Source organism: Dryocola clanedunensis subsp. sulfonylureivorans (assembly GCF_016756775.1).
Taxonomy (GTDB): domain Bacteria; phylum Pseudomonadota; class Gammaproteobacteria; order Enterobacterales; family Enterobacteriaceae; genus Dryocola; species Dryocola clanedunensis.
In genome coordinates this window covers 11729-37625 of sequence record NZ_JAERMU010000006.1, presented here as the reverse complement: position 1 = coordinate 37625, position 25897 = coordinate 11729, and the positions used below count along the sequence as shown (strand labels likewise).

The following is a 25897-nucleotide window of genomic DNA, read 5'->3' as shown; positions in this document are numbered from 1 at the left end:
AGCGTATCTATCTAATTGGTATAACAACCAGGGTTGTTGAAATTTGTTTTTAAATACATGATTAATCTATTTATTATTGGAAGGTGTTTGCCGCGCAGATTTAACCTGTTCGACAAATTGAGACTAATTGAGTTATAAACTGTCCAACAGGAGAATTAATGAGAATTTTTTCACAGACTGCCGTTTATTCGCTTTTTAAAAGCACGTAAGGCGCAGTTTGCGCTAAAGATGGGGTGGTGAAAATTTTTTCATTTATGAAATGGGCGCGGATCACAGAATGAGTAAAAAGCTAAAAATCGCTGAAATTGCGGCGCAAACGGGGCTTTCCATCAGCACGGTTTCCCGGGTGCTTGCGGGTAAGGCCAACACCAGCGAAGCCGCGAAGCAGCGCGTGCTGAGCTGCGCCGAGCAAAATGGCGTGCTCAAAGGAATGGCTGCGGGGAGACTGCTGCTTAATAGCCTTGTCGTTTTTGCCCCGCAGCGCGCCTTTGATGAGCGCTCAGACGTTTTTTACTACCGTGTCATTCAGGGCATCAGCAAAGCGCTGGCCCCCCACGATGTGCGGCTGCGCTACTGTGCTTTAGAAGAGCAGGACTGCGATGCGAACCTTTTTCTGAGCAAAATGAATGAAGAGGGGACCGAAGCTGCGATTCTGCTGGGGATTGACGATCCCCATATTCACGATCTGGCGGCCGACCTCGCCCGGCCCTGCGTGCTGATTAACTGCCGGGACCGCAAGATGCGCCTGCCCGGCGTTGCCCCGGATCATCAGCTGACAGGCGACTTTGCGGCCAGCTATCTTTTTGAACTGGGCCACCGGAGCGTGCTGAACCTGCTTTGCCTGAGGCGCTACACGATGGAGCTGCGCCTGGCGGGTATCCGCGATGCCCGGGAGCGCCATAATTTACCGTTCGATGAAGAACGGCATCTGATCGCCGCCCAAAGTTTCAGCGCCAAAGAGAGCGAGCAGTTAGTCGCTGAGTTTTTGCAAAGCACGCCGCGCGGCGAATTGCCCAGCGCGCTGCTGGTCGGCGGAGATTTTATGGCGGCAGGCGCGGTAAGCGCCCTGCAAAAGGCAGGGCTGCGCGTGCCGCAGGATATGTCGGTGATGAGCATCGACGGCTTTAATCTTGCCGCCATTCATGATGTGCCGCTGACGTCCGTACATGTTCCGCGGGACGAACTGGGCGAGGAGGCCGTGCATATACTGCAACAGCGGCTTATTCGTCCTGATGCCCCAGTGGGAAACTTGCTGCTAAATGGAACGCTTGCGGTGCGGGATTCTGTCCGCCGTATTCGTCCCAATAAGAGTCATACGGCGGTCAGCAATCAGGGGCTTTATGATGAGTGAGAGCCACAAACGTCACACTGCGGGTGACGCGGCAGCTTCATTTCGCGGAACTGGCAGGTCATCGCATCGTACATCACGATTTTCCCGCTCGCCGGCGTGCCGTAGCTGGTCAGCAGCTTGATGGCTTCCATTGCCTGCAACGAGCCAATCACCCCTACCAGCGGTGACATCACGCCCGCCTCGACGCAGGTCAGCGCATTTTCGCCAAACAGGCGGCTCAGGCAACGGTAGCAGGGTTCGTTTTCCTGGTACGTAAAGACGCTGATTTGCCCTTCCATACGAATTGCCGCGCCGCTGACCAGCGGCTTTTTGGCGTTAAAGCAGCGCTGGTTTAGCTGGTTGCGGATGGTCACGTTATCCGTGCAGTCCAGCACCAGATGGTGCTTTTCCACCTCGGCGGCAAGCTGCGGCGCATCGAGCAGGGCATTTATCGTCGACAGCGAAACATGTGGATTGATGAGCGCCAGCGCGCGGCGGGCGGACTCCACTTTTGGCTGGCCGATCGTTGCATCGCTGTGCAGCGTCTGGCGCTGCAAATTAGAGAGGGCAACGGTGTCGAAATCCAGCAGCGTGAGATGGCCCACACCTGCCGCCGCGAGATACTGCGCGGCGGCACAGCCCAGCCCGCCGAGCCCGACGACCAGCACGCGCGCTGCTTTCAGCGCCTCCTGTCCGTCGAAGTCGAAACCACGCAGAATAATCTGGCGGTTATAGCGCAGCATTTCGCTATCGCTGAGTATTTCCGCCACCTTAGCCTCCAAACAGCGCGTTAAACGGCTCGATCTCCACCCAGTCGCCGGCCTCAACGTTGCCGCGCTCGCGCTCCAGCACGATAAAGCAGTTGGCCTGGCTGAACGAGCTGAAAATATGGGAACCCTGGTGGCCGGTGCTGAGCACCTCCAGCTGGCCGTCTTCGCCGGTGCGCACGATCCCACGCTGGAAATCCAGACGACCCGGTGCTTTTTTCAGTTTGCCTACGGTGCGGGCGCGGCTGCGTGGCGGCAGCGCATTACCCTGCTGGCCGCTAAGCTTAGCCAGCAACGGCTGAACGAGCTGATAGAAGGTCAGCGCGGCGGAAACCGGGTTGCCGGGCAGGCCGCAGAACCAGCTGTTTTGCAGGCGGCCAAACGCAAAGGGTTTGCCCGGCTTGATGGCCAGCTTCCAGAAGCCGACTTCTCCCAGCTCTTCCAGCAGCTGTTTGGTGTAATCCGCTTCGCCGACGGAGACGCCGCCGCTGCTGATCACCACGTCGGCCTGGCTGTCCGCCTCGATAAAAGCCGCGCGCAGGGCTTCAGGCTCGTCCTTGATAATCCCTAAATCGATAACCTCACAGCCGAGCTGTTCGAGCATCAGATGCACCGCCAGTCGGTTGGTGTCGTAAATTTGTCCTTCACCCAGCGGCTGGCCCGGCAGCTGCAGCTCATCACCGGTGGAGAACACCGCCGCGCGGACTTTTCGTACCACTTCGACTTTCGGGATACCCAGCGAGGCGATGAGCGGCAGTTCGGCCGCAGACAGTTTTTTCCCGGCAGGCAGCACGCTGCCTCCCTGACGAATATCTTCCCCACGCAGGCGGATATTTTGTCCGTTAGTCACGGCCGCATTGATGCGCACGCCACTTTCCGTCACTTCAGCCTCCTCCTGCATGACGACGGCTTCTGCGCCTTCAGGCACGGGCGCGCCGGTCATGATTCTTACGCAGGTGCCAGCCGGCCACTCACCGGTAAAAGGCTGTCCGGCAAAGGCTTTCCCGGCAACGGGTAAAGCGCCGCCCGCAGCGATATCGCTGATGCGTACCGCATAGCCATCCATCGCGGAGTTGTCGAAGCTGGGAACATCAATCGGCGAAGTGACAGGGTGCGCGGTAATGCGCCCATTAGCCTGTAATAAAGGAACGGTCTGCGTTTCGGTGACAGGGACAATGCGCGAGAGCATCTGCTCCATCGCGCTTTCCAGGGGGATTAGCCCGGCGTTAAATTCCATGAAAACTCCTGCGGCGGGGGCAAAGTAAGGGGCATATTATGGCAGATAAAGCGCATCGACTGAATGTTCCGTTCGGGAGACGACAAAAGGTCAATTTCCTTTACAACACATTTACATCTTTCTATAGTCGAAAATCGAATGAAGATTTCGCAACAATTCTGATAATTATAGAAAAAACGCTGCCACTAACAATTATCACAAGGCTATGTCGGTATGAACAAAGCGGTAATCGCCATCCACGGCGGAGCAGGTGCAATCACTCGATCGCAGCTAAGCGCTGAGAAAGAGCAGCAGTACATCCAGGCGCTTTCGGCGATTATCGAAGCGGGTCAGGCTATCCTCGAAGCTGGCGGTAGCGCGCTGGATGCCGTCACCGAGGCCGTTCGCCTGCTGGAAGAGAATCCGTTATTTAATGCGGGTATCGGCGCGGTGTTTACCCATGCGGGTACCCACGAGCTGGATGCCTGTGTGATGGATGGCAATACGCTGAACGCGGGAGCCGTTGCGGGTGTAAGCCATATCCGTAACCCCATTCTTGCCGCGCGTGCGGTGCTGGAACACAGCCCCCACGTGCTGTTAATCAGTGAAGGCGCAGAGACATTTGCTCAGCAACACGGTCTGGAACCTGTGTCATCGGAGATTTTTTCCACCGAAGAACGCTGGGAGCAACTTCAGCGGGCGCGGGAAAATCATCAAACCGTGCTGGATCATTCCAGCCATGAACCTCTCGATCCTGACCACAAATTTGGCACCGTGGGTGCCGTGGCGCTGGATAAATTCGGTAATCTGGCTGCCGCCACGTCCACCGGCGGTATGACCAATAAACTGCCGGGCAGGGTGGGTGATTCACCGATCGTGGGCGCGGGCTGCTACGCTAATAACGCCAACGTTGCCGTCTCTTGTACCGGTACTGGCGAAGTCTTTATGCGCACGCTTGCGGCGTACGACATCGCGGCCCTTATGGAATACGGTGGGCTTAGCCTCCACCAGGCCACCGAACGCGTCATCATGGAAAAACTCCCGGCGCTGAACGGAGTCGGTGGCGCTATCGCTATCGACAATGAGGGTAACGTAGCGCTGCCGTTCAACAGCGAGGGGATGTACCGTGGCTATGGTTATGCAGGTGATGCTCCAAGCGTAGGAATCTACCGTGACCAGGAGCGTTGATGCCGCATAGCCATGAACTGCCGGACGATCGCGTGTTGTCGATCCGCAATCTGAGCATCCGTTTCCGCCAGGACAAGGTGTTCAGCGATGCGGTGCGCAAGCTTTCTTTCGATCTTAAACGCGGGGAAACGCTGGCGATTGTCGGGGAGTCTGGCTCAGGGAAATCGGTCACCGCGCTGGCGCTGATGCGCTTGCTGGAACAGTCCGGCGGGCAGGTGTCTGGCGATGAATTTCTTTTGCGCCGTCGCAACAAACAGGTTATCAGGCCGAATGAACTGAGCAACTCGCAGATGCGGGGAGTGCGCGGCGCGGATATCGCCATGATCTTCCAGGAGCCGATGACCTCACTGAATCCGGTCTTCCCGGTGGGCGAGCAAATCGCCGAGTCTATTCGCCTGCATCAGGGGCTGGATAAACGGGCGGCCATGCTGGAAGCCCAGCGCATGCTCGAACGCGTGCGTATCCCTGAGGCGAAAGCCATTCTTGGGCGCTACCCTCATCAGCTCTCCGGCGGTATGCGCCAGCGTGTCATGATTGCCATGGCCCTCTCGTGCCGACCGGCGGTATTGATTGCCGATGAACCCACGACGGCGCTGGATGTGACTATCCAGGCGCAGATCCTCCAGCTTATCCGCGTCTTGCAGGATGAAATGGAGATGGGCGTTATTTTTATCACCCACGATATGGGCGTGGTGGCGGACATCGCGGACCGCGTGCTGGTGATGTACGGCGGTGAAGCGGTAGAAACGGGCAGCGTTGAGCAAATATTTCGTGCGCCCGTTCATCCTTATACCAAAGCTCTGCTCTCCGCCGTGCCGCGTCTGGGAGCTATGGCAGGCCAGGATCTCCCGCGCAAATTTCCTTTGCTTAATCCGAGCGACCCGGATAAGTCCGAACCGGAAACCGAACAGAACACGATCCCCGAAGGGGCGACGCCAGTCCTTGAGGTGAAAGAACTGACCACTCGTTTCGACATCCGCAGCGGCATTCTGAATCGTGTGACGAAGCAAGTTCATGCGGTAGAAAAAGTGAGTTTCGATTTATGGCCTGGCGAAACGCTGGGGCTGGTGGGCGAATCCGGCAGCGGCAAATCAACCACCGGGCGAGCTTTGCTGCGTCTGGTTGAGAATCAGGGCGGCAGCATCCATTTTAATGGCCAGCGCATCGATAACTTACCCAATGCGCAAATGCAGCACATTCGTAAAGACATTCAATTTATCTTCCAGGATCCCTATGCCTCCCTCGACCCACGTCTGACCGTGGGCTATTCCGTTATGGAGCCTTTGCTGGTGCATAACGTGATGCCGAGAGCAGAAGCAGAGCGGCGGGTGGCGTGGCTGCTGGAACGAGTAGGGCTTTTGCCGGAGCACGCGTGGCGCTATCCGCACGAGTTCTCCGGCGGCCAGCGACAGCGCATTTGCATTGCGCGGGCGCTGGCGCTGAATCCTAAAGTGGTGATTGCCGATGAGTCCGTTTCGGCGCTGGACGTGTCCATCCGCGCGCAAATCATCAATCTGCTGCTCGATTTACAGCGTGAATTTGGCATCGCCTTTTTGTTTATTTCCCACGATATGGCCGTGGTGGAGCGGATCTGCCACCGGGTTGCGGTGATGTACCTGGGACAAATTGTAGAGATTGGCCCGCGTCGTGAGGTATTTGAAAACCCACAGCATCCTTATACCCGCAGGCTGATGGCTGCCGTGCCGGTGGCCGATCCGACGCACCGTCGGGCGAAACCCGTTTTGCTTTCCGATGAGATCCCCAGCAATACACGCAGCGTTGGGGACGATCCGTACGTGGCGCCGCTGATTGCCGTTGGGCCCGGGCACTTTGTCGCCCGCCACCCGATTGGCACCAGTGATAACCATATTTAGGCAGGGACAACAGGAGAATAAGAATGACACTGAACATGCATACAAAATGGCTGCTGGCGGCGGGCCTTGCGTCCTCCGTCCTCGCCGCGCCGGCGTTCGCTGCCAAAGATGTTGTGGTAGCCGTTGCCTCCAATTTCACGACGCTTGACCCGTATGATGCCAACGACACGCTTTCTCAGGCGGTGGCTAAGTCGTTTTATCAGGGGCTGTTTGGCCTGGATAAAGACATGAAGCTGCAAAATGTGCTGGCGGAAAGTTATAAAGTTTCTGACGACGGGCTGGTTTACACCATTAAGCTGCGTTCGGGTGTGAAGTTCCAGGACGGGACAGACTTTAACGCTGAGGCGGTGAAGATTAACCTCGACCGTGCCAGCAACCCGGACAATCATCTGAAGCGCTATAACCTCTACAAGGCGATTGCTAAAACCGAAGCGGTGGATGCCAGCACGGTAAAAATCACGCTGAAACAGCCGTTCTCGGCGTTTATCAATATCCTTGCCCACCCGGCGACGGCGATGATTTCCCCTGCGGCGCTGAAAAAATACGGCAACGATATTGGTTTCCACCCGGTGGGTACCGGCCCGTATCAGCTCGACACCTGGAATCAGACTGATTTTGTGAAGGTGAAAAAGTTTGCCGGCTACTGGAAGCCGGGGCTGCCAAAACTTGATACCATCACCTGGCGTCCGGTCGTGGATAACAACACCCGTGCGGCAATGCTGCAAACCGGTGAAGCGCAGTTTGCTTTCCCTATCCCTTACGAGCAGGCCGCGCGCCTGGAGAAAAACGACAAGCTGGATTTGGTTGCGTCACCGTCCATCATGCAGCGCTACATCAGCATGAACGTGACCCAGAAGCCGTTCGACAATCCAAAAGTACGCGAGGCCATTAATTACGCCATTAACCGCCAGGCGCTGGTGAAAGTTGCCTTTGCAGGTTACGCAACGCCGGCGGAGGGCGTCGTGCCGCCTTCAATCGACTTCGCGGAAAAATTCAAACCGTGGCCGTACGATCCCGCTAAGGCAAAAGCGCTGTTGAAAGAGGCCGGGTTCCCGAACGGCTTTACAACAACGCTCTGGTCGTCCCACAACCACAGTACCGCGCAGAAAGTCCTTCAGTTTACCCAACAGCAGCTCGCGCAGGTGGGGATTAAGGTGAAAGTGACGGCGATGGATGCCGGGCAGCGTTCCGCCGAAGTTGAGGGTAAAGGCCAGGCGGAAAGCGGCGTGAGAATGTTCTATACCGGCTGGACGGCCTCCACCGGCGAAGCGGACTGGGCGCTGTCGCCGCTGTTTGCCTCGCAAAACTGGCCGCCTACGCTTTTCAACACCGCCTTCTACAGCAATCCGAAAGTGGATAAAGATCTGACGAACGCGCTGAAAACCACCCATCGTGACGAGAAAGCGAAGCTCTATAAGGACGCTCAGGATACGATCTGGAAAGAGTCTCCGTGGGTGCCGCTGGTGGTGGAGAAGCTGGTTTCCGCCCATAGCAAAAACCTCACTGGTTTCTATGTGATGCCGGATACCGGGTTTAGCTTTGATGAAGCGGATTTGAAATAGCCCCGGAGCTGGTGTTGTAGGGTGGATAAGCGCAAGCGTTATCCACCGGGAATATGGCGGGTAGCGGTTGCGCTACTCGCCCTACGTGAACGGAGCTTCCTTGTTTAATTATTTCCTCAAACGCCTGCTGGGCCTGATCCCGACGCTGCTGATTGTGGCGGTACTGGTGTTCCTGTTTGTTCACCTGCTGCCGGGCGATCCTGCGCGGATCATCGCCGGGCCGGAAGCGGATGCGGAGGTGATCAACCTGGTGCGTACTCAGCTGGGGCTGGATCTTCCGCTCTGGCAGCAGTTCCTGCATTTTATTGCCAATGTCGTGCAGGGTGACTTTGGCACCTCGATGGTGTCGCATCGCCCGGTCTCCGAAGAGATCGCCAGCCGCTTCATGCCAACGCTATGGCTGACCCTCACCAGCATGGTATGGGCGGTGATGTTCGGGCTGTTCACCGGTATCGTCTCCGCCGTCTGGCGAAATCGCTGGCCGGACAGACTCAGTATGACGATTGCCGTTTCCGGTATTTCTTTCCCGGCCTTTGCGCTCGGTATGTTGTTAATGCAGGTCTTTTCCGTCGAGCTCGGCTGGCTACCTACCGTTGGTGCCGATACCTGGCAGCACTATATTTTGCCATCCATTACTCTGGGAGCCGCGGTAGCTGCGGTCATGGCTCGCTTCACGCGCGCCTCATTTGTCGACGTCCTGCAAGAGGATTACATGCGGACGGCTCGCGCCAAAGGAGTGAGTGAGGCGCTGGTGGTGATAAAGCATGGTCTGCGCAATGCGATGATCCCGGTTGTCACCATGATGGGGCTGCAGTTCGGCTTCCTGCTTGGCGGTTCAATCGTGGTGGAAAAGGTCTTTAACTGGCCGGGGCTGGGGCGTCTGCTGGTGGACTCTGTTGAAATGCGTGATTACCCGGTTATCCAGGCGGAAGTGCTGCTGTTCTCGCTGGAGTTTATTGTCATTAATCTGGTGGTGGATCTGCTCTATGCGGCCATTAACCCTGCAATCAGGTACAAGTAAGGATGCGACTATTTAACTGGCGACGTCAGGCTGTACTTAATGCCATGCCCCTTGTCCGCCCGGACGGTGTACGCACGCCGTGGCATGAGTTTCTGCGTCGGCTGCGGCAGCAGCCGGTGGCGATGATCGCGGGGGCCTTTGTATTACTGCTGATAATTATCGCGCTGATTGCACCGTGGATTGCCCCGTTCGATGCGGAAAATTACTTCGACTACGACAGGCTGAACGAAGGCCCGTCAATACTGCACTGGTTTGGCGTTGATTCGCTGGGGCGAGATATCTTCAGCCGCGTGCTGGTTGGCGCGCAGATTTCGCTGGCGGCGGGCGTTTTCTCAGTGTTGATTGGTGCGCTAACTGGAACATTTTTCGGCCTGCTGGCAGGGTATTACGAAGGCTGGTGGGACCGGGTGATTATGCGCATCTGTGACGTGCTCTTTGCCTTCCCGGGGATCCTTCTTGCTATCGCTGTGGTTGCCATCATGGGCAGCGGCATGGCCAACGTGATTATCGCCGTGGCCATTTTTAGCATTCCTGCATTTGCCCGTCTGGTGCGTGGAAATACTCTGGTTCTGAAGCACCAGACATATATTGAATCGGCACGCAGTATCGGGGCATCTGACTGGACCATCATTTTTCGCCATATTTTACCCGGCACCGTTTCATCCATCGTGGTCTATTTCACGATGCGTATCGGGACGTCGATCATCTCAGCGGCAAGCCTGTCCTTTCTTGGTCTTGGGGCGCAGCCGCCTACGCCCGAGTGGGGTGCGATGCTGAACGAAGCGAGGGCAGATATGGTGATGTCCCCGCATGTTGCGCTTTTCCCAAGCCTGGCCATTTTCCTGACGGTGCTGGCGTTTAACCTGCTGGGAGACGGGCTGCGGGATGCTCTGGATCCGAAAATAAAGGGATGATTGTGAGGGGGCGTTGATGCAACGTACACAGAGGAGCAGGGCGGGCAAGCGCCACCCGCCGCTGACGTGTTAAACCACGCTTCCCCACAAATCGTACTCGTCGGCGTTATCAACCTTCACGCGAACGACGTCGCCCGGTTTCAGTTTGCTTTCTCCGTTCAGGTATACCGCACCGTCGATTTCCGGGGCGTCAGCCATGCTGCGGCCAATCGCGCCTTCTTCATCCACTTCGTCCACGATGACCATGATTTCGCGGCCAACCTTTTCCTGCAGACGCTGCGCGGAGATTTGCTGTTGCAGCTGCATAAAGCGGTTCCAGCGCTCTTCTTTCACATCCTCCGCCACCTGGTCTGCCAGTTCATTCGCCGTCGCGCCTTCCACCGGGCTGTACTTAAAGCAGCCAACGCGGTCCAGACGGGCTTCCTTCAGGAAGTCGAGCAGCAGCTGGAAGTCTTCTTCCGTTTCCCCCGGGAAGCCGACGATAAAGGTTGAACGCAAAGTCAGATCCGGGCAAATCTCACGCCACTGCTTAATACGCTGGAGCTGGCGGTCTACGCTGCCGGGGCGCTTCATCAGCTTGAGGATGCGCGGGCTGGCGTGCTGAAGAGGAATATCCAGATACGGCAGGATTTTGCCTTCCGCCATCAGCGGGATAACCTCATCTACGTGAGGGTAAGGGTAAACGTAGTGCAAACGCGTCCACACACCTAATTTCGAGAGCTGCTCGCACAGGCTAACCATGCTGGTTTTCACCGGCTCACCGTTATAAAAACCAGTGCGGTGTTTGACATCTACGCCGTAGGCGGAGGTGTCCTGGGAAATCACTAACAGCTCTTTCACGCCCGCATCGACCAGGCGTTTGGCTTCGGCCAGCACGTCGCCAACAGGACGGCTATCCAGATCGCCGCGCATAGATGGAATAATGCAGAAGGTGCAGCGGTGGTTACAGCCTTCGGAAATTTTAAGATAGGCGTAGTGACGAGGAGTCAGCTTGACGCCTTGCTCCGGTACGAGACTCAGGAAAGGATTATGTATAGGTTTTGGTACGTGATGATGAACATGTTTTAAAACCTGCTCATAGCTGTGCGGCCCGGTGATTTCGAGCACCTTAGGATGGACCTCACGGATTTGATCTTCTTTCGCCCCCAGGCACCCGGTCACAATGACCTTGCCATTTTCATTCAGCGCTTCACCGATCGCTTCGAGCGATTCTTGTACGGCGCTGTCGATGAAACCACAGGTATTGACAATAACCATGTCGGCATCGTCATAGCTCGGCACCACATCGTAACCTTCGGTGCGTAATTCGGTAAGAATACGTTCTGAATCAACAAGATTTTTAGGACAGCCGAGAGAGACAAAGCCAATACGGGGTTGATGCATGGGTGTACGCTCACAAAGTAAACAGAGAAAAAAACCGGGCGATTTTACACGGGTTTTTTAGACGGCTCTACTATTATGTCTGAGGGCGCGGGGGAGCAGATAAAGCGCTTAGCATTGGCCTCACTAAAAACCATATCCAACAGCGGATGCTTTGGTGATAGTAATGCTAAGCGTTTGTTGATTAAAAATGGCGCTTATTAAGAGACCAGATAGCCCTGATCGTCGACGTCGGTGCACATGATGGCATTCTTCATCCGCGCAAGGGCCAATGAGTTGAAAGCCTTCATCTTCAGCTTGCGCTTGAGAATGATTTTGTAACCGCTGGCTGTTTTCTGCGACAGGTTCAGTTTGGTTGCCATGGTCGTGTTGTTTAAATGCACGTGCGGCAGAATATCCAGTTCACGTTGCGTTAGTTTGTCCCCTTTGTTCATCACCGGAGATGTTATTATTTTACGAATATGTTGTTGCGAACAATCCATTGAAAAATAGATAACGTTATCGATTTCAAACCAGTCGTTTTTAATCATATCTTCCAGCAGGACAACGTATTTCGTTTGTGACGCGCGGCAAAGATCGATAGCCATTCCTCGTAAGTGCATGTTTTCAACAGCAATTATCAAGTGGTTATTTTGTTCGAACTGAGAAAAAAAATGATCAATATCCTGTGTGCTAAGGACATAATGCACCTCAGTCTGAGGCGACTTTATACCTTCGCAATAGAAATAGTTGTCACTTATTACATCGAATTTCATTTAATAAACCTTGTATTGCAAAGCGTAAAAACTCATTGCAGTTTTCTGAATGTGGTGCGAGGAACCCCTAATTCTGTTGATTATCAGGGATTCGTTTAACCTTATATTGTATAGGGGGACAGGTAAACCCTATAAACCCGTTGAAATGCTAAAATAGTAATTTAAAAAAACAGCATTGTGTTGTCGATTGTTATGATTCCAGTCGATATTAAATTATCGATATCGAAATGACAGGCTGACGTACTGATTAATTAATCACTCTAAACTATATTATCATTACGTTATGACTTGTCATGAACAGAGGCCATCGTATCCTTAGCTTGATTCAAAAGCATCGTGAAGCGCCAGCTGATTGATGTTAGCTGCCATCGAGCGATGATAATGAATGTAACAGTCAAAGGTTAAGGAATGACCATCAGGCAGGTCAAAGTGTTTTAACGGGAATATTTTTTTCAAGGATGGCAGGAATAGCTTCGGTATTAACATAATATAAGGACTTTGCGAACAAATGGCCGCCAGAGTGAGAAGGTTTGCACTCTCGTAGGCGATGTCACGAACCATCATCAATGTTTCGGAGGATTTCAGACCGTCAAGAATGTCCGCAATGCTTCCTATATCCCGACGCCAGCGTAAATGCTGGTTCTGCTGCCAGTCTGCTAATGAGAAGCTTTTACCAATCGTCGGATGAGCTGCATTCACTACAACGCAAACTTCAGAATGCAGGTAGTGGGCGCAGATAATAGATTTGTCATCAGGCAATTTTCCGCCAATATCAATATCCACCTCGCGGTGCTTCAGTTTCACCAGTCTGTTTTCTTCATTACAATCCATAGTAATGAAGCGTAGCGAGGTTGTTTCCGAGTGATTCATCACCTTATAAAGATGCTGAGAGAGAATCATTTCTATTGGCGAATAGGTCGTAATAATGAAGTCACTGCGCGAGGAATTAAGAGAGGATATCTGCTGATATTGTTTTTGTAGCTCAAAAACTTCAGGGTTTGCGGTTAATCCTTTAGCCGTTCGTGTGAAAAGCTTCATGCCGGTAATCTTACGTGCTTGATTAAGCGTGTAGCTGATTGCTGAAGGCGAAATATTTAATTTTTGCGCCGCGAGCGCTGCGCTTTTACACTCAATAACTGCATTGATGATGGCTAGCTGCTTAATATTCAAATCGTCCATTACTATTCCTTAATGCGTTGCAATAGCTTTTATGCTCTTCAACCATATAAACTTTTAACTTTACCGATCATATTGTGTACATAATCGATGACGGTTGATTCTTCAACCAGTTGCAAATTGAAATGCACAAAGCAGTCATACCATGTCTCAATTTCTTCAGGCATTGAATAGCTTCGCAGGTCAAATTTTTTCTCAAGTATCGGCACACAATAAGCAGGCACAACCATAATGCAGTCTGTCGCGGCGCAAAAAGTGAGCATGTTAATAATGCTGCCAGAAATCACTGATATTTTGCGGGCTTCAAAATGTTTTAGTACTGTCCCGGATTGCGTAATATCTTTTGTATAATAATCTACCATTTCTGACCAGACGGCATGCTGATGGCTGTACCAGTCTTTCAGGGTAAACTCAGAACCGATATGACGGTTTTTTGCACTCGCCACGATAGCTACTTTAGATGAGAATAATTTCGTTTTACCGATCATTGAGTCAGCAGGGAGTTTTGAGCCAATATCAATATCTATTTCGCGCTCTCTGAGTAATCTTATTCTTTCCGGAACACTATTCATGTAGGGACGAAAAATATGGCGGAATAAGGGCCGATCTTCTGCAATCTGTGGCATGGCGGGTGCCAGCATCAGTTCAATAAGTGAGAAGGTATTGAAGGTTAATTCTTCACGCTGTAAGGCGGATTCTGATTCATTTTTATCGCTGAGGCTGGAATTGAATTTTTGATAGCGAAGACTTAATTCCAGTGCCGTTGAATCGGGTTTCATTCCCGTTCGTGTTCGAATGAAAAGATGCGCCCCGGTCTGGAATCTCGCTTTATTAAGAGAGTAGCTGATAGCCCCAGGTGAAACATTAAGGATTTCGGCTGTTTTCGTTACACTACCACAACTTACGAGCGTGCTGATAACTTTCAGAAGAGATAAGTCTATATTATTATGCATGGCGATTTTTTACACGCTTATAAGGTTAACAGTGGATTACTCGCTATTTCAAATAATGGATTGATAACTTGATAAATGGCGTGATCGTTTATCAATAGGGCTAATATGGCTAGCGAAGCACTCAGGTGATCAAAATGTAACGGGCCTAAGATAAAAAAACAATGTTTTAATGATAATACCCTATACCACACGGAGTTAATACGCGTAAACCAATCAGTAACTCTTTGAAATCAAATCGCTTCACGAGTGAATTTAAGTTGTTTAAATATAAACTTCTTGAATCTGGGATTTTATAAGTATGATAAGGCCTGTTGGATGTGAGCTATTTGTTACAAGCACAATGAGCTGAACTCAGCACGCTGAGAGGAGCTCTAAATGTTAAAAACGCAATGCTGAAACCATTATTATCCGCCCACGATTTCGTTACCAGGCTAACTTTTTCCTTCCGGCTCAGGTTTGCGGAAAGCGGGCAGTACCGCAAGGATGGGTTTCTTAAGCATGACGATTCATCCTTTTCTGGTGTTTTGCGACATCTCTTATTTTGCCCGGCAGGGCGGTACGCTTTATTATCACTGCCGCTTTGCCCGGATGTTAACGAACCTTAAAAGGATGAAGAAATGCGCAAGATTACCACTATTATCGGTCTTTTCGCCGGATTGCTATTGCTGTCCGCCTGTAACGTTATCCCTACTCCGCTGAACACGCCGCCGGATACCGCCCAGAAGTTTGTCTGCGGTGGTGAAAAACTGGCGCTTGATGGCGATTACGCCTGGTATAACGGCAGACGTTACTCCTATCAGAATATGAGCGGTGGCCAGGCACTTTATCGCTATCACAGCAGTAATCTTGCCGTTAAAAAAACCGGTAATGACCGAACGTTACTGGTTGAGCTGAGCGCTAAGCCTTGCGTTGCAGCTAACTAATTTGAAGCATTTATGATGAGTAAACGTGCGTGAAAAAAGAGTCATGGCTTTGAGGCCTGCAGCAGTACTGTTAGTCATTTCCGGCGTATTGCTGACCGGATGCGGTACGCTTTCTAACGTGGCGCCCGAAGCGGAAGCGCCACAGCTGGCACAGCGTGCCTGTGGGGACTCACAGCCACGTGATATCAACAGCTGGCTGCCAGAAATGGTAGACCTGCGTTCACCGGGAATGGCGGTTGGGGTGATCGATGCCCATAATCAGCGGCACTACTGGCAATTTGGCGTGACGGACAGTGAGCAACATTATCCTGTTAAAAAAGATACGCTGTTTGCGGTGGGGTCACTGAGCAAAGGCATGACCGCTGAAACCACGGCGGTACTGGTTGCGCAGGGGCGGCTGCACTGGTCTGATACGCTTGAACAATTGCTGCCGCCTGGCACCCCGCTTAGCGAAGATGCGAAGCAGATTACCCTGTTGCAACTCGTGACGCACACCTCGGGCCTTCCGCGTCAGACGATGGACCTGCCAATGTTAGCTGCTTTTGTTCGCTATCTTGGCAACGGTGAGAATTTTTATCCGCACCTTGATAGCGACCACGTCATTGACGATCTGGCGACTTTCTCCAGACCATCCCGCAATGAGCCACGTTATTCTAATCTGGGCTACGCGATACTGGATTATGTGCTTAAGTACCAGACAGGGCAGCGTGCGGATAAATTAGCCCACGATTTGCTCTTTCAGCCGCTGGGTATGCAAAATACCAGTTTCACGCCGCAGTCCTTAAAGGCCTTTCCACTCCGGGCCATCGGTCACGCGGGAAGCCAGCCTAAGTTTATCCCTACCGGACAGGTCGTTCCCGACTGGCAGTTCACCGGCAATATGCTGGGAGCTGGGGGCCTTTATACCGATACCGCTGACCTGCTGACCTTTGCTGCCGCCCATCTCAACGGCAGCGGAAATGCCGAGTTGGATAAAGCCATGGCTGACAGCATGAAAGTTTATTATCCGCGCAAGAAAGAGGCGGCAAATATCGCCTGGGTCAGCGACAGCTTCGATGAACAGACCATTACCTACCAGGTGGGCTATATCGGCGGCTACTCCAGCTATATTGGTATTGACCGGCAGCATCACTTTGCGATTGTCGTGTTGCAAAATAGTTTTACCTGGCAAAACAACCTGGGGCACAGTGTGCTGCGCCAAATGTGGCGCGAGCAAAACGTAGCCTCAACCTGCTCGAAAAACGCCTCTCTCTGACGTTTAGCGGTCGTTATTCCCTTCTGTAAATGTGATTGCGGTGGATCAAGAATCCCCGCAAAAACACCTCTGGCCGCCTAAAATATAACCATACTCTATGTGGGTTTTATCAGTTCACAAAGGGAGGGAAAAAGGTATGTCCAGGAGCACAATCGAACGCTATCTGCTGAAAAAAATGGTCGCAGCGCAGGCCGATGTTTCGTCCTATCTTTCTTTGCGACGCGCAAAGGGATACATGTCGGTGACCGAAAGCGAAAAGCTGCGTGACAGCTTGTTTGAGGTTTGTCATGAGTATCGCGAGCAGGCCCCCACGTTTACCGCAAGCCTTGCGGCCCACCAGGCTGCTTCATTCGAGCGGGGAATTGCAGCGCTTTCTGCCGCCGCTATCTCACTGATGACCGGGCGGCATGACTGTCCGCATTATATTGCCATCGATGCCGATAAACTTGAAAGCTGTCTCCATCAGCTTTCAGACAGCCTGAACGAGCTCCACACCGTCCAGCTAGCCATCGATGCCTGACAAGGCGTCAAAAGGGGGGGGCTCCCCATCAAGCTGTTTAAGGTTGTGTAAAAATACCTCTGCCTGGAAGTCGGGCGGCTACCCTTATTCTGTTACCCGCAAAGGAGATAGCCATGCCGACCCGGACCCTCATCGCTTCTGTTCTCTTTCTGACAACAGGTTTCACCTGTGCCGCAGGGGTTAATGTCGACGTCCTGCAAAGCAAGCTCGATCATCCCTGGTCGCTGGCATTCCTGCCGGAGAATAAAGGTATGCTTATCACGCTCCGCGACGGTCAGCTGCGCCGCTGGCAGCCTGGGGAGGGACCAGGCGACCCTATAAGCGGTGTCCCTAAGGTTTGGGCCCACGGGCAAGGGGGGCTGTTTGACGTGGTGCTGGCACCTGATTTTGCAAAGAGCCGCAGGGTATGGCTCAGCTATGCAGAAGCGGGCGATGATGATAAAGCGGGAACCGCCGTGGGCTACGGCATACTCAGCCCGGATTTCCAGCGCCTTGAGGATTTCAAAGTTGTTTTCCGCCAGCAGCCCAAACTCTCTACAGGTAACCACTTTGGCGGGCGGATGGCATTTGATGGAAAAGGGCATCTTTTTATCGCCCTTGGCGAAAATAACCAGCGTCCTGCCGCCCAGGATCTCAACAAACTTCAGGGCAAGGTAGTGCGCCTGAACGAAGATGGTTCGCTGCCGAAAGATAACCCGTTTGTCGGTAAGCCGGGGGTGAGGGCGGAGATCTGGTCCTATGGTCATCGCAATCCGCAGGGGTTGGCTATCAATCCTGCAAACGGTGAGCTCTGGCTGAACGAACATGGCCCGCGCGGTGGCGATGAAATTAACATTCCGCAGGCCGGTAAAAACTATGGCTGGCCGATTGCTACGTGGGGCATCAACTACAGCGGTTTAGCCGTCCCGGAAGCTAAAGGGGAGATCGTGGCCGGTACCGAACAGCCGGGCCATTACTGGAAAGTTTCGCCTGCGGTAAGCGGTATGGCGTTCTATAACGCCGATAAATTCCCCCAGTGGAAAGGCAAGCTGTTCATCGGTGCGCTGAAGGAGGAAAATCTGATTGAGCTGACGCTCAGGGGCGACAAGGTGACGGGCCAGCAGCGCCTGCTTGAGGATCGTCAACAGCGAATAAGGGATGTACGCGTCGGCCCGGACGGCTACCTGTACGTCCTGACCGACGAATCTGATGGGCAGCTGCTGAAGCTCAGCCCAAAAAGTTAGCTCAGGGGGATCATGACGGTTTTCTGAAATGCCGGGCGCTGGGTCAACTGCTGATACCAGCGATGCAGGTTAACGTGTGGCCCCAGCTGAATATCCAGATTGAGTAACGCGTAAACTGAAGGTCCCAGCGCGATATCCGCAGGCCCAAAAGCTGAGCCGCTCAGCCACGGCTGCTTCGCCAGTTCTGCATCCAGAATGCCAAACAGCGCGTCGCACTGGGCGATGCTCTCTTCAATCAGCTTCTGGTCGCGCAGCTCAGGCGCGGTACGCACCAGGCTCATAAACACGCCGCGGTAAGGCGGAACCAGCGTTGCTGACCAGTCCATCCACTTCTCACCGCTTGCACGCGCCGCCGGCTCTTCCACCCAAAGCGTTTTCCTGCCGTACTGTGCTGCCAGGTAGCGGACAATGGTGTTGGATTCCCAAAGCGTCAGATCGGTAGCATCGTCGTGGATGCACGGGATCAGCGCGTTAGGATTCATAGCCAGATATTCAGCATCGTGCGTTTTACCGAATTTCCCGCCGGCAGGAATGGAATGATATTTTTCGCCCAGCTCTTCCAGACACCAAAGCACCTTCTTCACATTGGTTGAATTGTCTCTGCCCCAAACGGTTATCATACAAGCTCCTGGTTAGTGTGATCTGCTCTGCGTTTCGTTTAAGAAAACACCATAGCACTACCACAGGCGATAAAAAAATAAGTGCGACTGCGGCATGTGCGCAAAATATCGAATAAACTTAATAAACTTTACCAATGCCATGTTTCTTTAAGCGGGCTCGCACGTTAGCTTACTTACAACTTGAAACAATGAGTGCGGCGCGCGTCGTGATTTTTTTGAATGGATACTCGGGTGGTTTTATGAAGATTTTGCAAATCCCAGCGTCGTTACGAGCAATGCTTGCAGGGACGACCCTTTTATTGCTTGCAGCGCCAGCAATAGCGGAAGAACAGCCGGCGAATGCGCCGCAGGTAGAGGCGAAAGCCTGGATATTGATGGACTACGCCAGCGGTAAAGTGCTGGCGGAAGGTAACGCCGACGAAAAACTCGATCCCGCCAGTCTGACAAAGCTGATGACCAGCTACGTTGTCGGCCAGGCGCTGAAAGCAGGCAAAATTCATCTCACCGATATGGTCACCATTGGCAAAGACGCCTGGGCTACCGGTAACCCGGTGCTGCGCGGATCTTCGCTGATGTTCCTGAAACCGGGCGATCTTGTCTCGGTAGAAGATCTGAACAAAGGCGTGATCGTCCAGTCGGGCAACGATGCAAGCATTGCTATTGCGGATTACGTCGCGGGCAGCCAGGACTCTTTCGTGAGCCTGATGAACAACTACGCCCAGAAGCTGAAACTCACCAGCACCACCTTTAAAACGGTGCACGGGCTTGATGCCCCAGGCCAGTTCAGTACCGCGCGTGACATGGCGCTGCTGGGCCAGGCGCTGATCCACGACGTGCCCGATGAGTACGCCATCCACAAAGAGAAAGAGTTCACCTTTAATAAGATCAAACAGCCTAACCGCAACCGTCTGTTGTGGAGCTCAAATCTTAACGTCGATGGCATGAAAACCGGCACCACGGCGGGGGCCGGGTACAATCTGGTCGCCTCCGCCACTCAGGGTGATATGCGCCTGATTTCCGTTGTGCTGGGCACCAAAACTGACCGTATTCGCTTTAACGAGAGCGAAAAGCTGCTGACGTGGGGCTTCCGCTTCTTTGAAACCGTCACCCCGATTAAGCCAGACGCCACCTTCGTGACGCAGCGCGTCTGGTTTGGCGATGCCAGCGAAGTGAAGCTGGGGGCAGGCGAAGCGGGTTCAGTGACCATTCCTCGTGGGCAGCTGAAAAATCTGAAGGCCAGCTTTACCCTGGATCAGCCCCAGCTGACCGCGCCGCTGAAGAAAGGGCAGGTGGTCGGTAAGATTAACTTCCAGCTCAACGGTAAAGTCGTTGAACAGCGCCCGCTGATGGTGATGGAGGCCGTGGAAGAAGGTGGCTTCTTCAGCCGTATGTGGGACTTTGTACTAATGAAATTCCACAGCTGGTTTGGCAGCTGGTTCTCCTGATCACCACACCAGACTGATAGCTTCCGCCGCGGCGTGTTCTATAAACTCCGCGGCGGGCTTTTCGTTACTGATAATGGTATGAAACGACGATAGCGGCCCCATGCAGGCCGGGCGCACCTTGCCAAACTTGCTCCCATCCACCACCAGCACGCACGTTTGCGCCATCGACAGCGCCCAATGCTTCACCGGCAGCTCATCCAGATTAAAACAGGTCGCACCGTGACGCGTGTGCAGCCCGGCCGCAGAGAAAAAGGCGATATCCGGACAGAGGTTGCTCAGGCACTCCTGAAAGTTAATCGGCTTGAATATCGCATTGCTGGCGTGGAACTCGCCGCCGCTTAAGATGACGCGGCAGTTGGGCTTATCCTGCAGGGCAAGGAAAGTATTCAGGGAGTAGCAAACGCCGGTGAAGGGCAGGTCGTCATCCAGCGCTTCAATAATGTAAGGCGTGGTGGTACCGCAGTCGAAGAACAGGGTTTGATGAGGACGGATCATGGCGGCAGCCCTGCGTGCAGCCTGACGCTTCTCCTCGACATGGCGCGTTTTCTGGTCGCTTAGCAGATAGTGGCTGGCAGAAGCGCTGCGCGGTTCAAGCACAACGTAGCCGCCTAAAAGGACGACCGGCCCGGCTTCAGCGTTGAGATCGCGGCGGATGGTCATCTCTGATACGCCAAGCAGCCGGGCTGCCTCTTTCAGATGGATTTTGTCGCTGCGTTTAAGCGCCTGAATCAGGCGGGTAATGCGTTCGTCGCGCCGGGTTTCCATAATGCCCTCTGAACAGTAAAAACCCGGCGTTGCCGGGTTTTTAAATCGTTGGGCGGATAAGCCTGCGCCATCCGCCGTTTGTGTCAGAGCAGATATTACCTGCCGTTCGCCGCTTAGTCACGCACCCAGCCCCGGCGAATCAGCGGTGCAAAGCAGAAGCGGTGAATCTGATGCAGACGTTTGTAGATCTGCACGCCGGTAAGATTCCAGATCATTTGCGACAGCATGCATGAACAGAAGCCCACCAGCAAACCCCCCAGCATATCCATCGGCCAGTGTACGCCAAGATAGACCCTTGACCAGGCGATGGCGCAGGCAAGCACAAACAGCACCGCGCCAGACCACATGCGATGCCAGAACAGGAACGCGAGGGCAAAAGTAAAGACTACCGTACCGTGGTCGCTTGGGTAGGAGTCATCCGCCGCATGATGGAGGAAATTGTAGCCAAAGCCGTCAACAAACGGACGGTCGTGCGGGAAAATATGGCCGACTATCCATGAAAGCGAGACGCTGATAACAATCGCCATCGCCGTCTTGATCACCATTTCACGCTGGGCAGTAATCTGCCTGCGTTGGCCCCATAGCCAGAGAATGGCAATCAGCAGCGGGACGATATTAATTAAATCTTTGGCGATAAAAATGGCCAGTTTAATGGCCCACTCCGGCGATGTCGGGGTGGCATTGATCAGCAAAAAAAGCGTCTGGTTGAGCTGTTCCATCATGACTTTTGCGATTCCTTAACCAACAGCGTGGAGACGATGCCGTACACCACAACCTGCGTTAACCATACCCACCAACCTGCCCACAGGTTGTGGCTGAAAAAATGTGCGCCGCGCATCACCTGGCCGTAGCCCATGATCAGGCCGAGGGCGGCTCCGCCTGTAAAGCAGCACCATGCGAGCGTCGGACGCTCACGGTAAAACAGGAAAAACAGCGCCATCACCGCGAAGCCGCTGGAGGCATGGCCGCCAGGGAAACAGCGTCCTGGCCCGCTGCCGTCCGGCACGTGGCCGAACAGCGGATAAGAGATAGCCTTGCCGCCGTACTCCACCAGATCCCACGGACAGGAGTGATGGCTGGTTGCCTTGAGGATCCCAATGGCCAACGCGCCCACGCCGAACAGCAGCGCAACGGTGATTAAACGTGGCTGGCGGCTAATCAGACCATACAGCAGACCGATAATTCCCCCGGCGATGACGATATCCTTCAGCAGCCGATGGTTAATCAGATCCAGCAGATGATTTTGCTTCCAGGGGAAGCGGTGGCTCGCTGCGTCATACCAGTAGCCGGTAAGCAGGCGATCCAGCCCTTCATTGCGCGACAGCCAGGTAAACACCATGGCCAGCAACAGCAGCCAGCAGAACTGGTAAAGGTAAAAGCGTGCCGGCAGACGGTAAAGAGGGTTAGTCTTAATCAGCAAATTTTTGCCGGACGACAGGTGTTTTTCTTGGGTGGCCATAGCTGCATGCGTTAACAGAAAAAGTCAGCTTACGCAGGCGATCTTAAGAAAACCTTAAACGACAAGCAGGTTGTGCTATATCCCGGTTTCTCCTCCATAATTCACTATCAGCCGTGCGGGCAATTTATTAAACTGCGCGTGATTTTTGTTTCTTCAGGTCATTATCCTCTCGAGTTACTAATGCAAAATAATAAACGACTGGGTCGCCAGGCACTGCTGTTCCCGCTGTGCCTGGTGCTCTATGAATTTTCTACCTACATCGGCAACGACATGATCCAGCCCGGCATGCTGGATGTCGTTAAACAGTACAACGCTGGTATCGAATGGGTGCCTACGTCGATGACGGCCTATCTCGCAGGCGGCATGTTTTTACAGTGGCTGTTAGGGCCGCTGTCGGACCGCATTGGCCGCCGTCCGGTGATGCTGACCGGCGTGGTCTGGTTTATCGTCACCTGCCTTGCCACCCTGCTTGCGCAAAACATCGAGCAGTTCACCTTCCTGCGCTTCCTGCAGGGGATAAGCCTGTGCTTTATCGGCGCGGTGGGCTACGCGGCGATTCAGGAGTCGTTCGAGGAGGCGGTCTGCATCAAGATAACCGCGCTGATGGCGAACGTGGCGCTGATAGCCCCGCTGCTCGGGCCGCTGGTGGGCGCGGCCTGGGTGCATTACGCGCCCTGGGAAACCATGTTTATTTTGTTCGCCCTGCTGGCAGCCTTTTCATTCTTTGGCCTGCACCGTGCGATGCCGGAAACCGCCACGCGCCTGGGCGAGAAGCTCTCCCTCAAAGACCTTGGGCATGACTACAAGCTGGTCCTGAAAAACGTCCGCTTTGTCGCCGGATCGCTGGCTGTTGGCTTTGTCAGCCTGCCGCTGCTGGCGTGGATTGCGCAGTCGCCGGTAATTATCATCAGCGGTGAAAAGCTCAGCACCTACGAATACGGCCTGCTGCAGGTGCCAATCTTCGGCGCGCTGATTCTGGGGAACCTGGTGCTGGCGCGCTTAACGTCCGGGCGCAGCGTGCGCTCGCTGATTATTATGGGCGGCTGGTGGATTGTGCCGGGCCTGATTGTGGCGGCGGCAGCGACAGTCGTCTCCAGCCATGCTTATCTGTGGATGACCGCAGGGCTTAGCCTGTACGCTTACGGGATTGGCCTTGCCAACGCGGGCCTGGTGCGCCTGACGCTGTTTGCCAGCCCGATGAGCAAGGGCACGGTGTCGGCGGCGATGGGCATGCTGCAAATGCTGATCTTTACGGTTGGGATTGAAGTCAGCAAGCACGCCTATCTCCATGGCGGCAGCGGGCTGTTCAGCCTGTTTAACCTGCTGGGCGGCGTGCTGTGGCTGGGGCTGATGGTGGTGTTTCTGAAGGATAAGAGCGTGGGGAACCGGACGGATGCATAAACCCGGCGGATGGCGCTGACGCCTGTCCCCCTACGCCGCTATGCTCATTGCTAAAAAAATACCCCGGCTTGCCGGGGTATTTTGTTTTTACTTAACTGCCATTCCAGGCTGAGCGCCGCTGTCCGGGCTTAGCAGGAAGATATCCTTCCCGCCAGGGCCTGCGGCCATCACCATGCCTTCGGAGATGCCGAAGCGCATTTTACGCGGCGCCAGGTTGACTACCATCATGGTCAGACGGCCTTCCAGCTTGGACGGGTCCGGGTAGGCAGAGCGGATGCCGGAGAAGACGTTACGCTTCTCGCCGCCGATTTCCAGCGTCAGGCGCAGCAGCTTGTCGGAGCCCTCCACGAATTCGGCTTTCTCGATCAGCGCAATACGCAGGTCAACTTTTGCGAAGTCATCGAAAGTGATGGTCTCCGCAATCGGATCGTCCGCCAGCGGGCCGGTGGCCGGGGCCGCAGCCGCCTTCACTTCTTCTTTCGATGCTTCAACCAGCGCTTCAACCTGCTTCATCTCGATGCGGTTATACAGCGCCTTGAAGTTGTTCACCTTATGGCTGAGCAGCGGAGTGTTAATGCTGTCCCAGCTCAGCTCGCAGTTCAGGAACGCTTCAGCACGTTCGGCAAGCGTTGGCAGCACAGGTTTCAGCCAGGTCATCAGCACGCGGAACATGTTGATGCCCATGGTGCAGATGCTTTGCAGGTCGGCGTCGCGGCCTTCCTGCTTAGCAACAACCCACGGTGCCTGTTCGTCAACGTAGCGGTTTGCCACGTCGGCAAGGGCCATGATTTCACGCACGGCACGGCCAAACTCGCGGCTTTCCCACGCTTCGCCAATGCTTTGCGCCGCATCGGTGAAAGTTTTGTACAGCGCCGGGTCGGCAATCTCAGCGGACAGCTCGCCGTCGAAACGTTTGGCGATAAAGCCCGCGTTGCGGGACGCCAGGTTAACGACTTTGTTGACGATATCGCTGTTCACCCGCTGCACGAAGTCTTCCAGATTCAGGTCGATATCGTCGATGCGGGAAGAGAGCTTCGCGGTGTAGTAGTAGCGCAGGCTGTCGGCGTCAAAATGGTTCAGCCAGGTGCTGGCCTTGATAAAGGTGCCGCGGGACTTGGACATCTTCGCGCCGTTTACCGTCACGTAGCCGTGCACGAACAGGTTGGTCGGCTTGCGGAAACCGCTGCCTTCCAGCATCGCCGGCCAGAACAGGCTGTGGAAGTAAACGATATCTTTACCGATGAAGTGATACAGCTCGGTGGTGGAGTCTTTCTTCCAGTACTCGTCAAAGTCCAGATCGTCGCGCTTGTCGCACAGGTTCTTGAAGGAGCCCATGTAGCCGATCGGCGCATCCAGCCAGACGTAGAAATATTTGCCCGGCGCATCCGGGATTTCAAAGCCGAAGTACGGCGCATCGCGGGAGATATCCCACTGCTGCAGGCCAGACTCGAACCACTCCTGCATCTTGTTAGCGACCTGCTCCTGCAACGCGCCGGAGCGGGTCCAGGCCTGCAGCATTTCGCTGAACGAAGGCAGGTCGAAGAAGAAATGTTCGGAGTCACGCATTTCTGGCGTCGCGCCAGAAACCACTGATTTAGGCTCGATAAGCTCGGTTGGGCTGTAAGTCGCGCCGCAAACTTCGCAGTTATCGCCGTACTGATCGGCAGCTTTGCATTTCGGGCAGGTGCCTTTAACGAAGCGGTCCGGCAGGAACATGCCTTTCTCCGGATCGTAAAGCTGCGAAATGGTGCGGTTTTTAATGAAACCGTTCTCTTTCAGACGGCCATAAATCAGCGACGCCAGCTCGCGGTTTTCATCGCTGTGCGTGGAGTGATAGTTGTCGTAGCTGATGTTAAAACCGGCAAAATCCGTCTGATGTTCCTGACTCATTTCGCCAATCATCTGCTCAGGGGTAATACCTAACTGCTGTGCTTTCAGCATGATAGGGGTGCCGTGGGCGTCGTCCGCGCAGATGAAGTTGACCGTGTTGCCGCGCATTCGTTGGTAACGGACCCAGACGTCAGCCTGAATGTGCTCGAGCATGTGACCGAGGTGGATTGAGCCGTTAGCGTACGGGAGTGCGCACGTTACCAATAATTTTTTCGCGACATGAGCCATAGTAGGAATTGCATCTTCTAGAGAGAAAAGGG

23 protein-coding genes and 1 pseudogene are annotated in these 25897 nt (G+C 54.0%); 12 read left to right on the top strand and 12 right to left on the bottom strand.

Annotated elements, in window-relative coordinates; genetic code table 11:
• Positions 1-277: 277 nt before the first annotated feature.
• A complete protein-coding gene (locus HYQ67_RS07395; protein ID WP_237391147.1) occupies positions 278-1351 on the top strand; it encodes a LacI family DNA-binding transcriptional regulator in 1074 nt (357 codons plus the stop codon).
• Here the strand turns inward: HYQ67_RS07395 and moeB are convergent.
• Both moeB and moeA read right to left on the bottom strand, forming a co-directional pair.
• Positions 1339-2100, bottom strand: a complete 762-nt coding sequence (gene moeB, locus HYQ67_RS07390) for a molybdopterin-synthase adenylyltransferase MoeB (protein WP_202302886.1) — start codon at positions 2098-2100, stop codon at positions 1339-1341. The two genes, HYQ67_RS07395 and moeB, sit on opposite strands and share 13 nt — an antisense overlap.
• A gap of 1 nt (position 2101) precedes the next feature.
• Positions 2102-3334 carry a molybdopterin molybdotransferase MoeA gene (gene moeA, locus HYQ67_RS07385; protein WP_202302884.1) on the bottom strand — a complete coding sequence of 411 codons (1233 nt, stop codon included), beginning with the start codon at positions 3332-3334 and terminating at the stop codon, positions 2102-2104.
• 213 nt (positions 3335-3547) lie between these two features.
• Between moeA and iaaA the strand changes: the two genes are divergently transcribed.
• The 5 genes from iaaA to gsiD all read left to right on the top strand — a co-directional run bounded on the left by iaaA (position 3548) and on the right by gsiD (position 9872).
• On the top strand, positions 3548-4501 hold the full coding sequence (iaaA, locus tag HYQ67_RS07380) for a beta-aspartyl-peptidase (protein WP_202302882.1): 954 nt from the start codon (positions 3548-3550) through the stop codon (positions 4499-4501).
• Positions 4501-6375, top strand: coding sequence for a glutathione ABC transporter ATP-binding protein GsiA (gsiA, locus tag HYQ67_RS07375; RefSeq protein WP_202302880.1), 1875 nt, complete (start codon positions 4501-4503; stop codon positions 6373-6375). The genes iaaA and gsiA overlap by 1 nt, the downstream gene beginning before the upstream one ends.
• 23 nt (positions 6376-6398) lie before the next feature.
• Positions 6399-7937: a glutathione ABC transporter substrate-binding protein GsiB gene (gene gsiB / locus HYQ67_RS07370; protein WP_202302878.1), complete on the top strand. Its 1539-nt coding sequence runs from the start codon at positions 6399-6401 to the stop codon at positions 7935-7937.
• Positions 7938-8037: 100 nt separating this feature from the next.
• Entirely contained in the window at positions 8038-8958 is a 921-nt protein-coding gene (gsiC, locus tag HYQ67_RS07365) for a glutathione ABC transporter permease GsiC (protein ID WP_202302876.1), read from the top strand.
• Positions 8959-8960: 2 nt separating this feature from the next.
• Positions 8961-9872: a glutathione ABC transporter permease GsiD gene (gene gsiD, locus HYQ67_RS07360; RefSeq protein WP_202302874.1), complete on the top strand. Its 912-nt coding sequence runs from the start codon at positions 8961-8963 to the stop codon at positions 9870-9872.
• 69 nt (positions 9873-9941) lie between these two features.
• Here gsiD and rimO read toward each other — a convergent pair whose 3' ends face one another.
• From rimO to HYQ67_RS24365, 5 genes and pseudogenes are all read right to left on the bottom strand, one after another.
• Positions 9942-11255, bottom strand: coding sequence for a 30S ribosomal protein S12 methylthiotransferase RimO (gene rimO, locus HYQ67_RS07355; protein ID WP_202302873.1), 1314 nt, complete (start codon positions 11253-11255; stop codon positions 9942-9944).
• Between the two features lie 197 nt (positions 11256-11452).
• The gene (locus tag HYQ67_RS07350; RefSeq protein WP_202302872.1) at positions 11453-12007 is read right to left on the bottom strand and encodes a helix-turn-helix domain-containing protein; all 555 of its coding nucleotides are present in this window, start codon (positions 12005-12007) and stop codon (positions 11453-11455) included.
• A gap of 315 nt (positions 12008-12322) precedes the next feature.
• Positions 12323-13186, bottom strand: a complete 864-nt coding sequence (locus tag HYQ67_RS07345; protein ID WP_202302871.1) for a LysR family transcriptional regulator — start codon at positions 13184-13186, stop codon at positions 12323-12325.
• Positions 13187-13224: 38 nt separating this feature from the next.
• Positions 13225-13962 carry a type 2 periplasmic-binding domain-containing protein gene (locus HYQ67_RS07340; protein WP_237391146.1) on the bottom strand — a complete coding sequence of 246 codons (738 nt, stop codon included), beginning with the start codon at positions 13960-13962 and terminating at the stop codon, positions 13225-13227.
• Between the two features lie 3 nt (positions 13963-13965).
• Positions 13966-14136 (bottom strand): annotated as a pseudogene (locus HYQ67_RS24365) (LysR family transcriptional regulator); the annotation flags it as partial.
• 617 nt (positions 14137-14753) lie between these two features.
• On the opposite strand from HYQ67_RS24365, the gene HYQ67_RS07335 reads away from it, so the two are divergent.
• The 4 genes from HYQ67_RS07335 to HYQ67_RS07320 all read left to right on the top strand — a co-directional run bounded on the left by HYQ67_RS07335 (position 14754) and on the right by HYQ67_RS07320 (position 18057).
• Positions 14754-15059, top strand: a complete 306-nt coding sequence (locus HYQ67_RS07335; protein ID WP_202302869.1) for a hypothetical protein — start codon at positions 14754-14756, stop codon at positions 15057-15059.
• 43 nt (positions 15060-15102) lie between these two features.
• Positions 15103-16314, top strand: coding sequence for a serine hydrolase domain-containing protein (locus HYQ67_RS07330; protein ID WP_202302868.1), 1212 nt, complete (start codon positions 15103-15105; stop codon positions 16312-16314).
• A 136-nt stretch (positions 16315-16450) separates the two neighbouring features.
• Entirely contained in the window at positions 16451-16834 is a 384-nt protein-coding gene (locus HYQ67_RS07325) for a biofilm formation regulator BssR (RefSeq protein WP_202302867.1), read from the top strand.
• A gap of 113 nt (positions 16835-16947) precedes the next feature.
• Complete coding sequence (locus HYQ67_RS07320) at positions 16948-18057, top strand: PQQ-dependent sugar dehydrogenase (protein WP_202302865.1); 1110 nt, start codon at positions 16948-16950, stop codon at positions 18055-18057.
• Here the strand turns inward: HYQ67_RS07320 and HYQ67_RS07315 are convergent.
• A complete protein-coding gene (locus HYQ67_RS07315; protein WP_202302863.1) occupies positions 18054-18677 on the bottom strand; it encodes a glutathione S-transferase family protein in 624 nt (207 codons plus the stop codon). The genes HYQ67_RS07320 and HYQ67_RS07315 overlap by 4 nt on opposite strands.
• Before the next feature lie 239 nt (positions 18678-18916).
• Between HYQ67_RS07315 and dacC the strand changes: the two genes are divergently transcribed.
• Entirely contained in the window at positions 18917-20122 is a 1206-nt protein-coding gene (dacC, locus tag HYQ67_RS07310) for a serine-type D-Ala-D-Ala carboxypeptidase (protein ID WP_237391145.1), read from the top strand.
• Here dacC and deoR read toward each other — a convergent pair whose 3' ends face one another.
• The 3 genes from deoR to HYQ67_RS07295 all read right to left on the bottom strand — a co-directional run bounded on the left by deoR (position 20123) and on the right by HYQ67_RS07295 (position 22346).
• Complete coding sequence (gene deoR / locus HYQ67_RS07305) at positions 20123-20887, bottom strand: DNA-binding transcriptional repressor DeoR (RefSeq protein WP_202302861.1); 765 nt, start codon at positions 20885-20887, stop codon at positions 20123-20125.
• A 113-nt stretch (positions 20888-21000) separates the two neighbouring features.
• Positions 21001-21609 (bottom strand): undecaprenyl-diphosphate phosphatase, encoded by a 609-nt coding sequence (gene ybjG / locus HYQ67_RS07300; RefSeq protein ID WP_202302859.1) that lies wholly within the window; start codon positions 21607-21609, stop codon positions 21001-21003.
• On the bottom strand, positions 21606-22346 hold the full coding sequence (locus tag HYQ67_RS07295; protein ID WP_202302857.1) for a phosphatase PAP2 family protein: 741 nt from the start codon (positions 22344-22346) through the stop codon (positions 21606-21608). Before HYQ67_RS07295 ends, ybjG begins: the two co-directional genes overlap by 4 nt.
• A gap of 180 nt (positions 22347-22526) precedes the next feature.
• Between HYQ67_RS07295 and HYQ67_RS07290 the strand changes: the two genes are divergently transcribed.
• The gene (locus HYQ67_RS07290) at positions 22527-23747 is read left to right on the top strand and encodes an MFS transporter (protein WP_202302855.1); all 1221 of its coding nucleotides are present in this window, start codon (positions 22527-22529) and stop codon (positions 23745-23747) included.
• Positions 23748-23834: 87 nt separating this feature from the next.
• Here the strand turns inward: HYQ67_RS07290 and metG are convergent, their stop codons facing one another.
• Positions 23835-25865, bottom strand: coding sequence for a methionine--tRNA ligase (gene metG, locus HYQ67_RS07285; protein WP_202302853.1), 2031 nt, complete (start codon positions 25863-25865; stop codon positions 23835-23837).
• Positions 25866-25897 lie beyond the last annotated feature (32 nt).

What these genes read in the sequence shown, in the direction of transcription:
- HYQ67_RS07395 (WP_237391147.1), top strand. Translation starts at nt 278, where the DNA reads ATGAGTAAAAAGCTAAAAATCGCTGAAATTGCGGCGCAAACGGGGCTT.
- moeA (WP_202302884.1), bottom strand. Translation starts at nt 3,334, where the DNA reads ATGGAATTTAACGCCGGGCTAATCCCCCTGGAAAGCGCGATGGAGCAG.
- iaaA (WP_202302882.1), top strand. Translation starts at nt 3,548, where the DNA reads ATGAACAAAGCGGTAATCGCCATCCACGGCGGAGCAGGTGCAATCACT.
- gsiA (WP_202302880.1), top strand. Translation starts at nt 4,501, where the DNA reads ATGCCGCATAGCCATGAACTGCCGGACGATCGCGTGTTGTCGATCCGC.
- gsiB (WP_202302878.1), top strand. Translation starts at nt 6,399, where the DNA reads ATGACACTGAACATGCATACAAAATGGCTGCTGGCGGCGGGCCTTGCG.
- gsiD (WP_202302874.1), top strand. Translation starts at nt 8,961, where the DNA reads ATGCGACTATTTAACTGGCGACGTCAGGCTGTACTTAATGCCATGCCC.
- rimO (WP_202302873.1), bottom strand. Translation starts at nt 11,255, where the DNA reads ATGCATCAACCCCGTATTGGCTTTGTCTCTCTCGGCTGTCCTAAAAAT.
- HYQ67_RS07350 (WP_202302872.1), bottom strand. Translation starts at nt 12,007, where the DNA reads ATGAAATTCGATGTAATAAGTGACAACTATTTCTATTGCGAAGGTATA.
- HYQ67_RS07345 (WP_202302871.1), bottom strand. Translation starts at nt 13,186, where the DNA reads ATGGACGATTTGAATATTAAGCAGCTAGCCATCATCAATGCAGTTATT.
- HYQ67_RS07340 (WP_237391146.1), bottom strand. Translation starts at nt 13,962, where the DNA reads ATGAAACCCGATTCAACGGCACTGGAATTAAGTCTTCGCTATCAAAAA.
- HYQ67_RS07335 (WP_202302869.1), top strand. Translation starts at nt 14,754, where the DNA reads ATGCGCAAGATTACCACTATTATCGGTCTTTTCGCCGGATTGCTATTG.
- HYQ67_RS07330 (WP_202302868.1), top strand. Translation starts at nt 15,103, where the DNA reads ATGGCTTTGAGGCCTGCAGCAGTACTGTTAGTCATTTCCGGCGTATTG.
- HYQ67_RS07325 (WP_202302867.1), top strand. Translation starts at nt 16,451, where the DNA reads ATGTCCAGGAGCACAATCGAACGCTATCTGCTGAAAAAAATGGTCGCA.
- HYQ67_RS07320 (WP_202302865.1), top strand. Translation starts at nt 16,948, where the DNA reads ATGCCGACCCGGACCCTCATCGCTTCTGTTCTCTTTCTGACAACAGGT.
- HYQ67_RS07315 (WP_202302863.1), bottom strand. Translation starts at nt 18,677, where the DNA reads ATGATAACCGTTTGGGGCAGAGACAATTCAACCAATGTGAAGAAGGTG.
- dacC (WP_237391145.1), top strand. Translation starts at nt 18,917, where the DNA reads ATGAAGATTTTGCAAATCCCAGCGTCGTTACGAGCAATGCTTGCAGGG.
- deoR (WP_202302861.1), bottom strand. Translation starts at nt 20,887, where the DNA reads ATGGAAACCCGGCGCGACGAACGCATTACCCGCCTGATTCAGGCGCTT.
- ybjG (WP_202302859.1), bottom strand. Translation starts at nt 21,609, where the DNA reads ATGATGGAACAGCTCAACCAGACGCTTTTTTTGCTGATCAATGCCACC.
- HYQ67_RS07295 (WP_202302857.1), bottom strand. Translation starts at nt 22,346, where the DNA reads ATGGCCACCCAAGAAAAACACCTGTCGTCCGGCAAAAATTTGCTGATT.
- HYQ67_RS07290 (WP_202302855.1), top strand. Translation starts at nt 22,527, where the DNA reads ATGCAAAATAATAAACGACTGGGTCGCCAGGCACTGCTGTTCCCGCTG.
- metG (WP_202302853.1), bottom strand. Translation starts at nt 25,865, where the DNA reads ATGGCTCATGTCGCGAAAAAATTATTGGTAACGTGCGCACTCCCGTAC.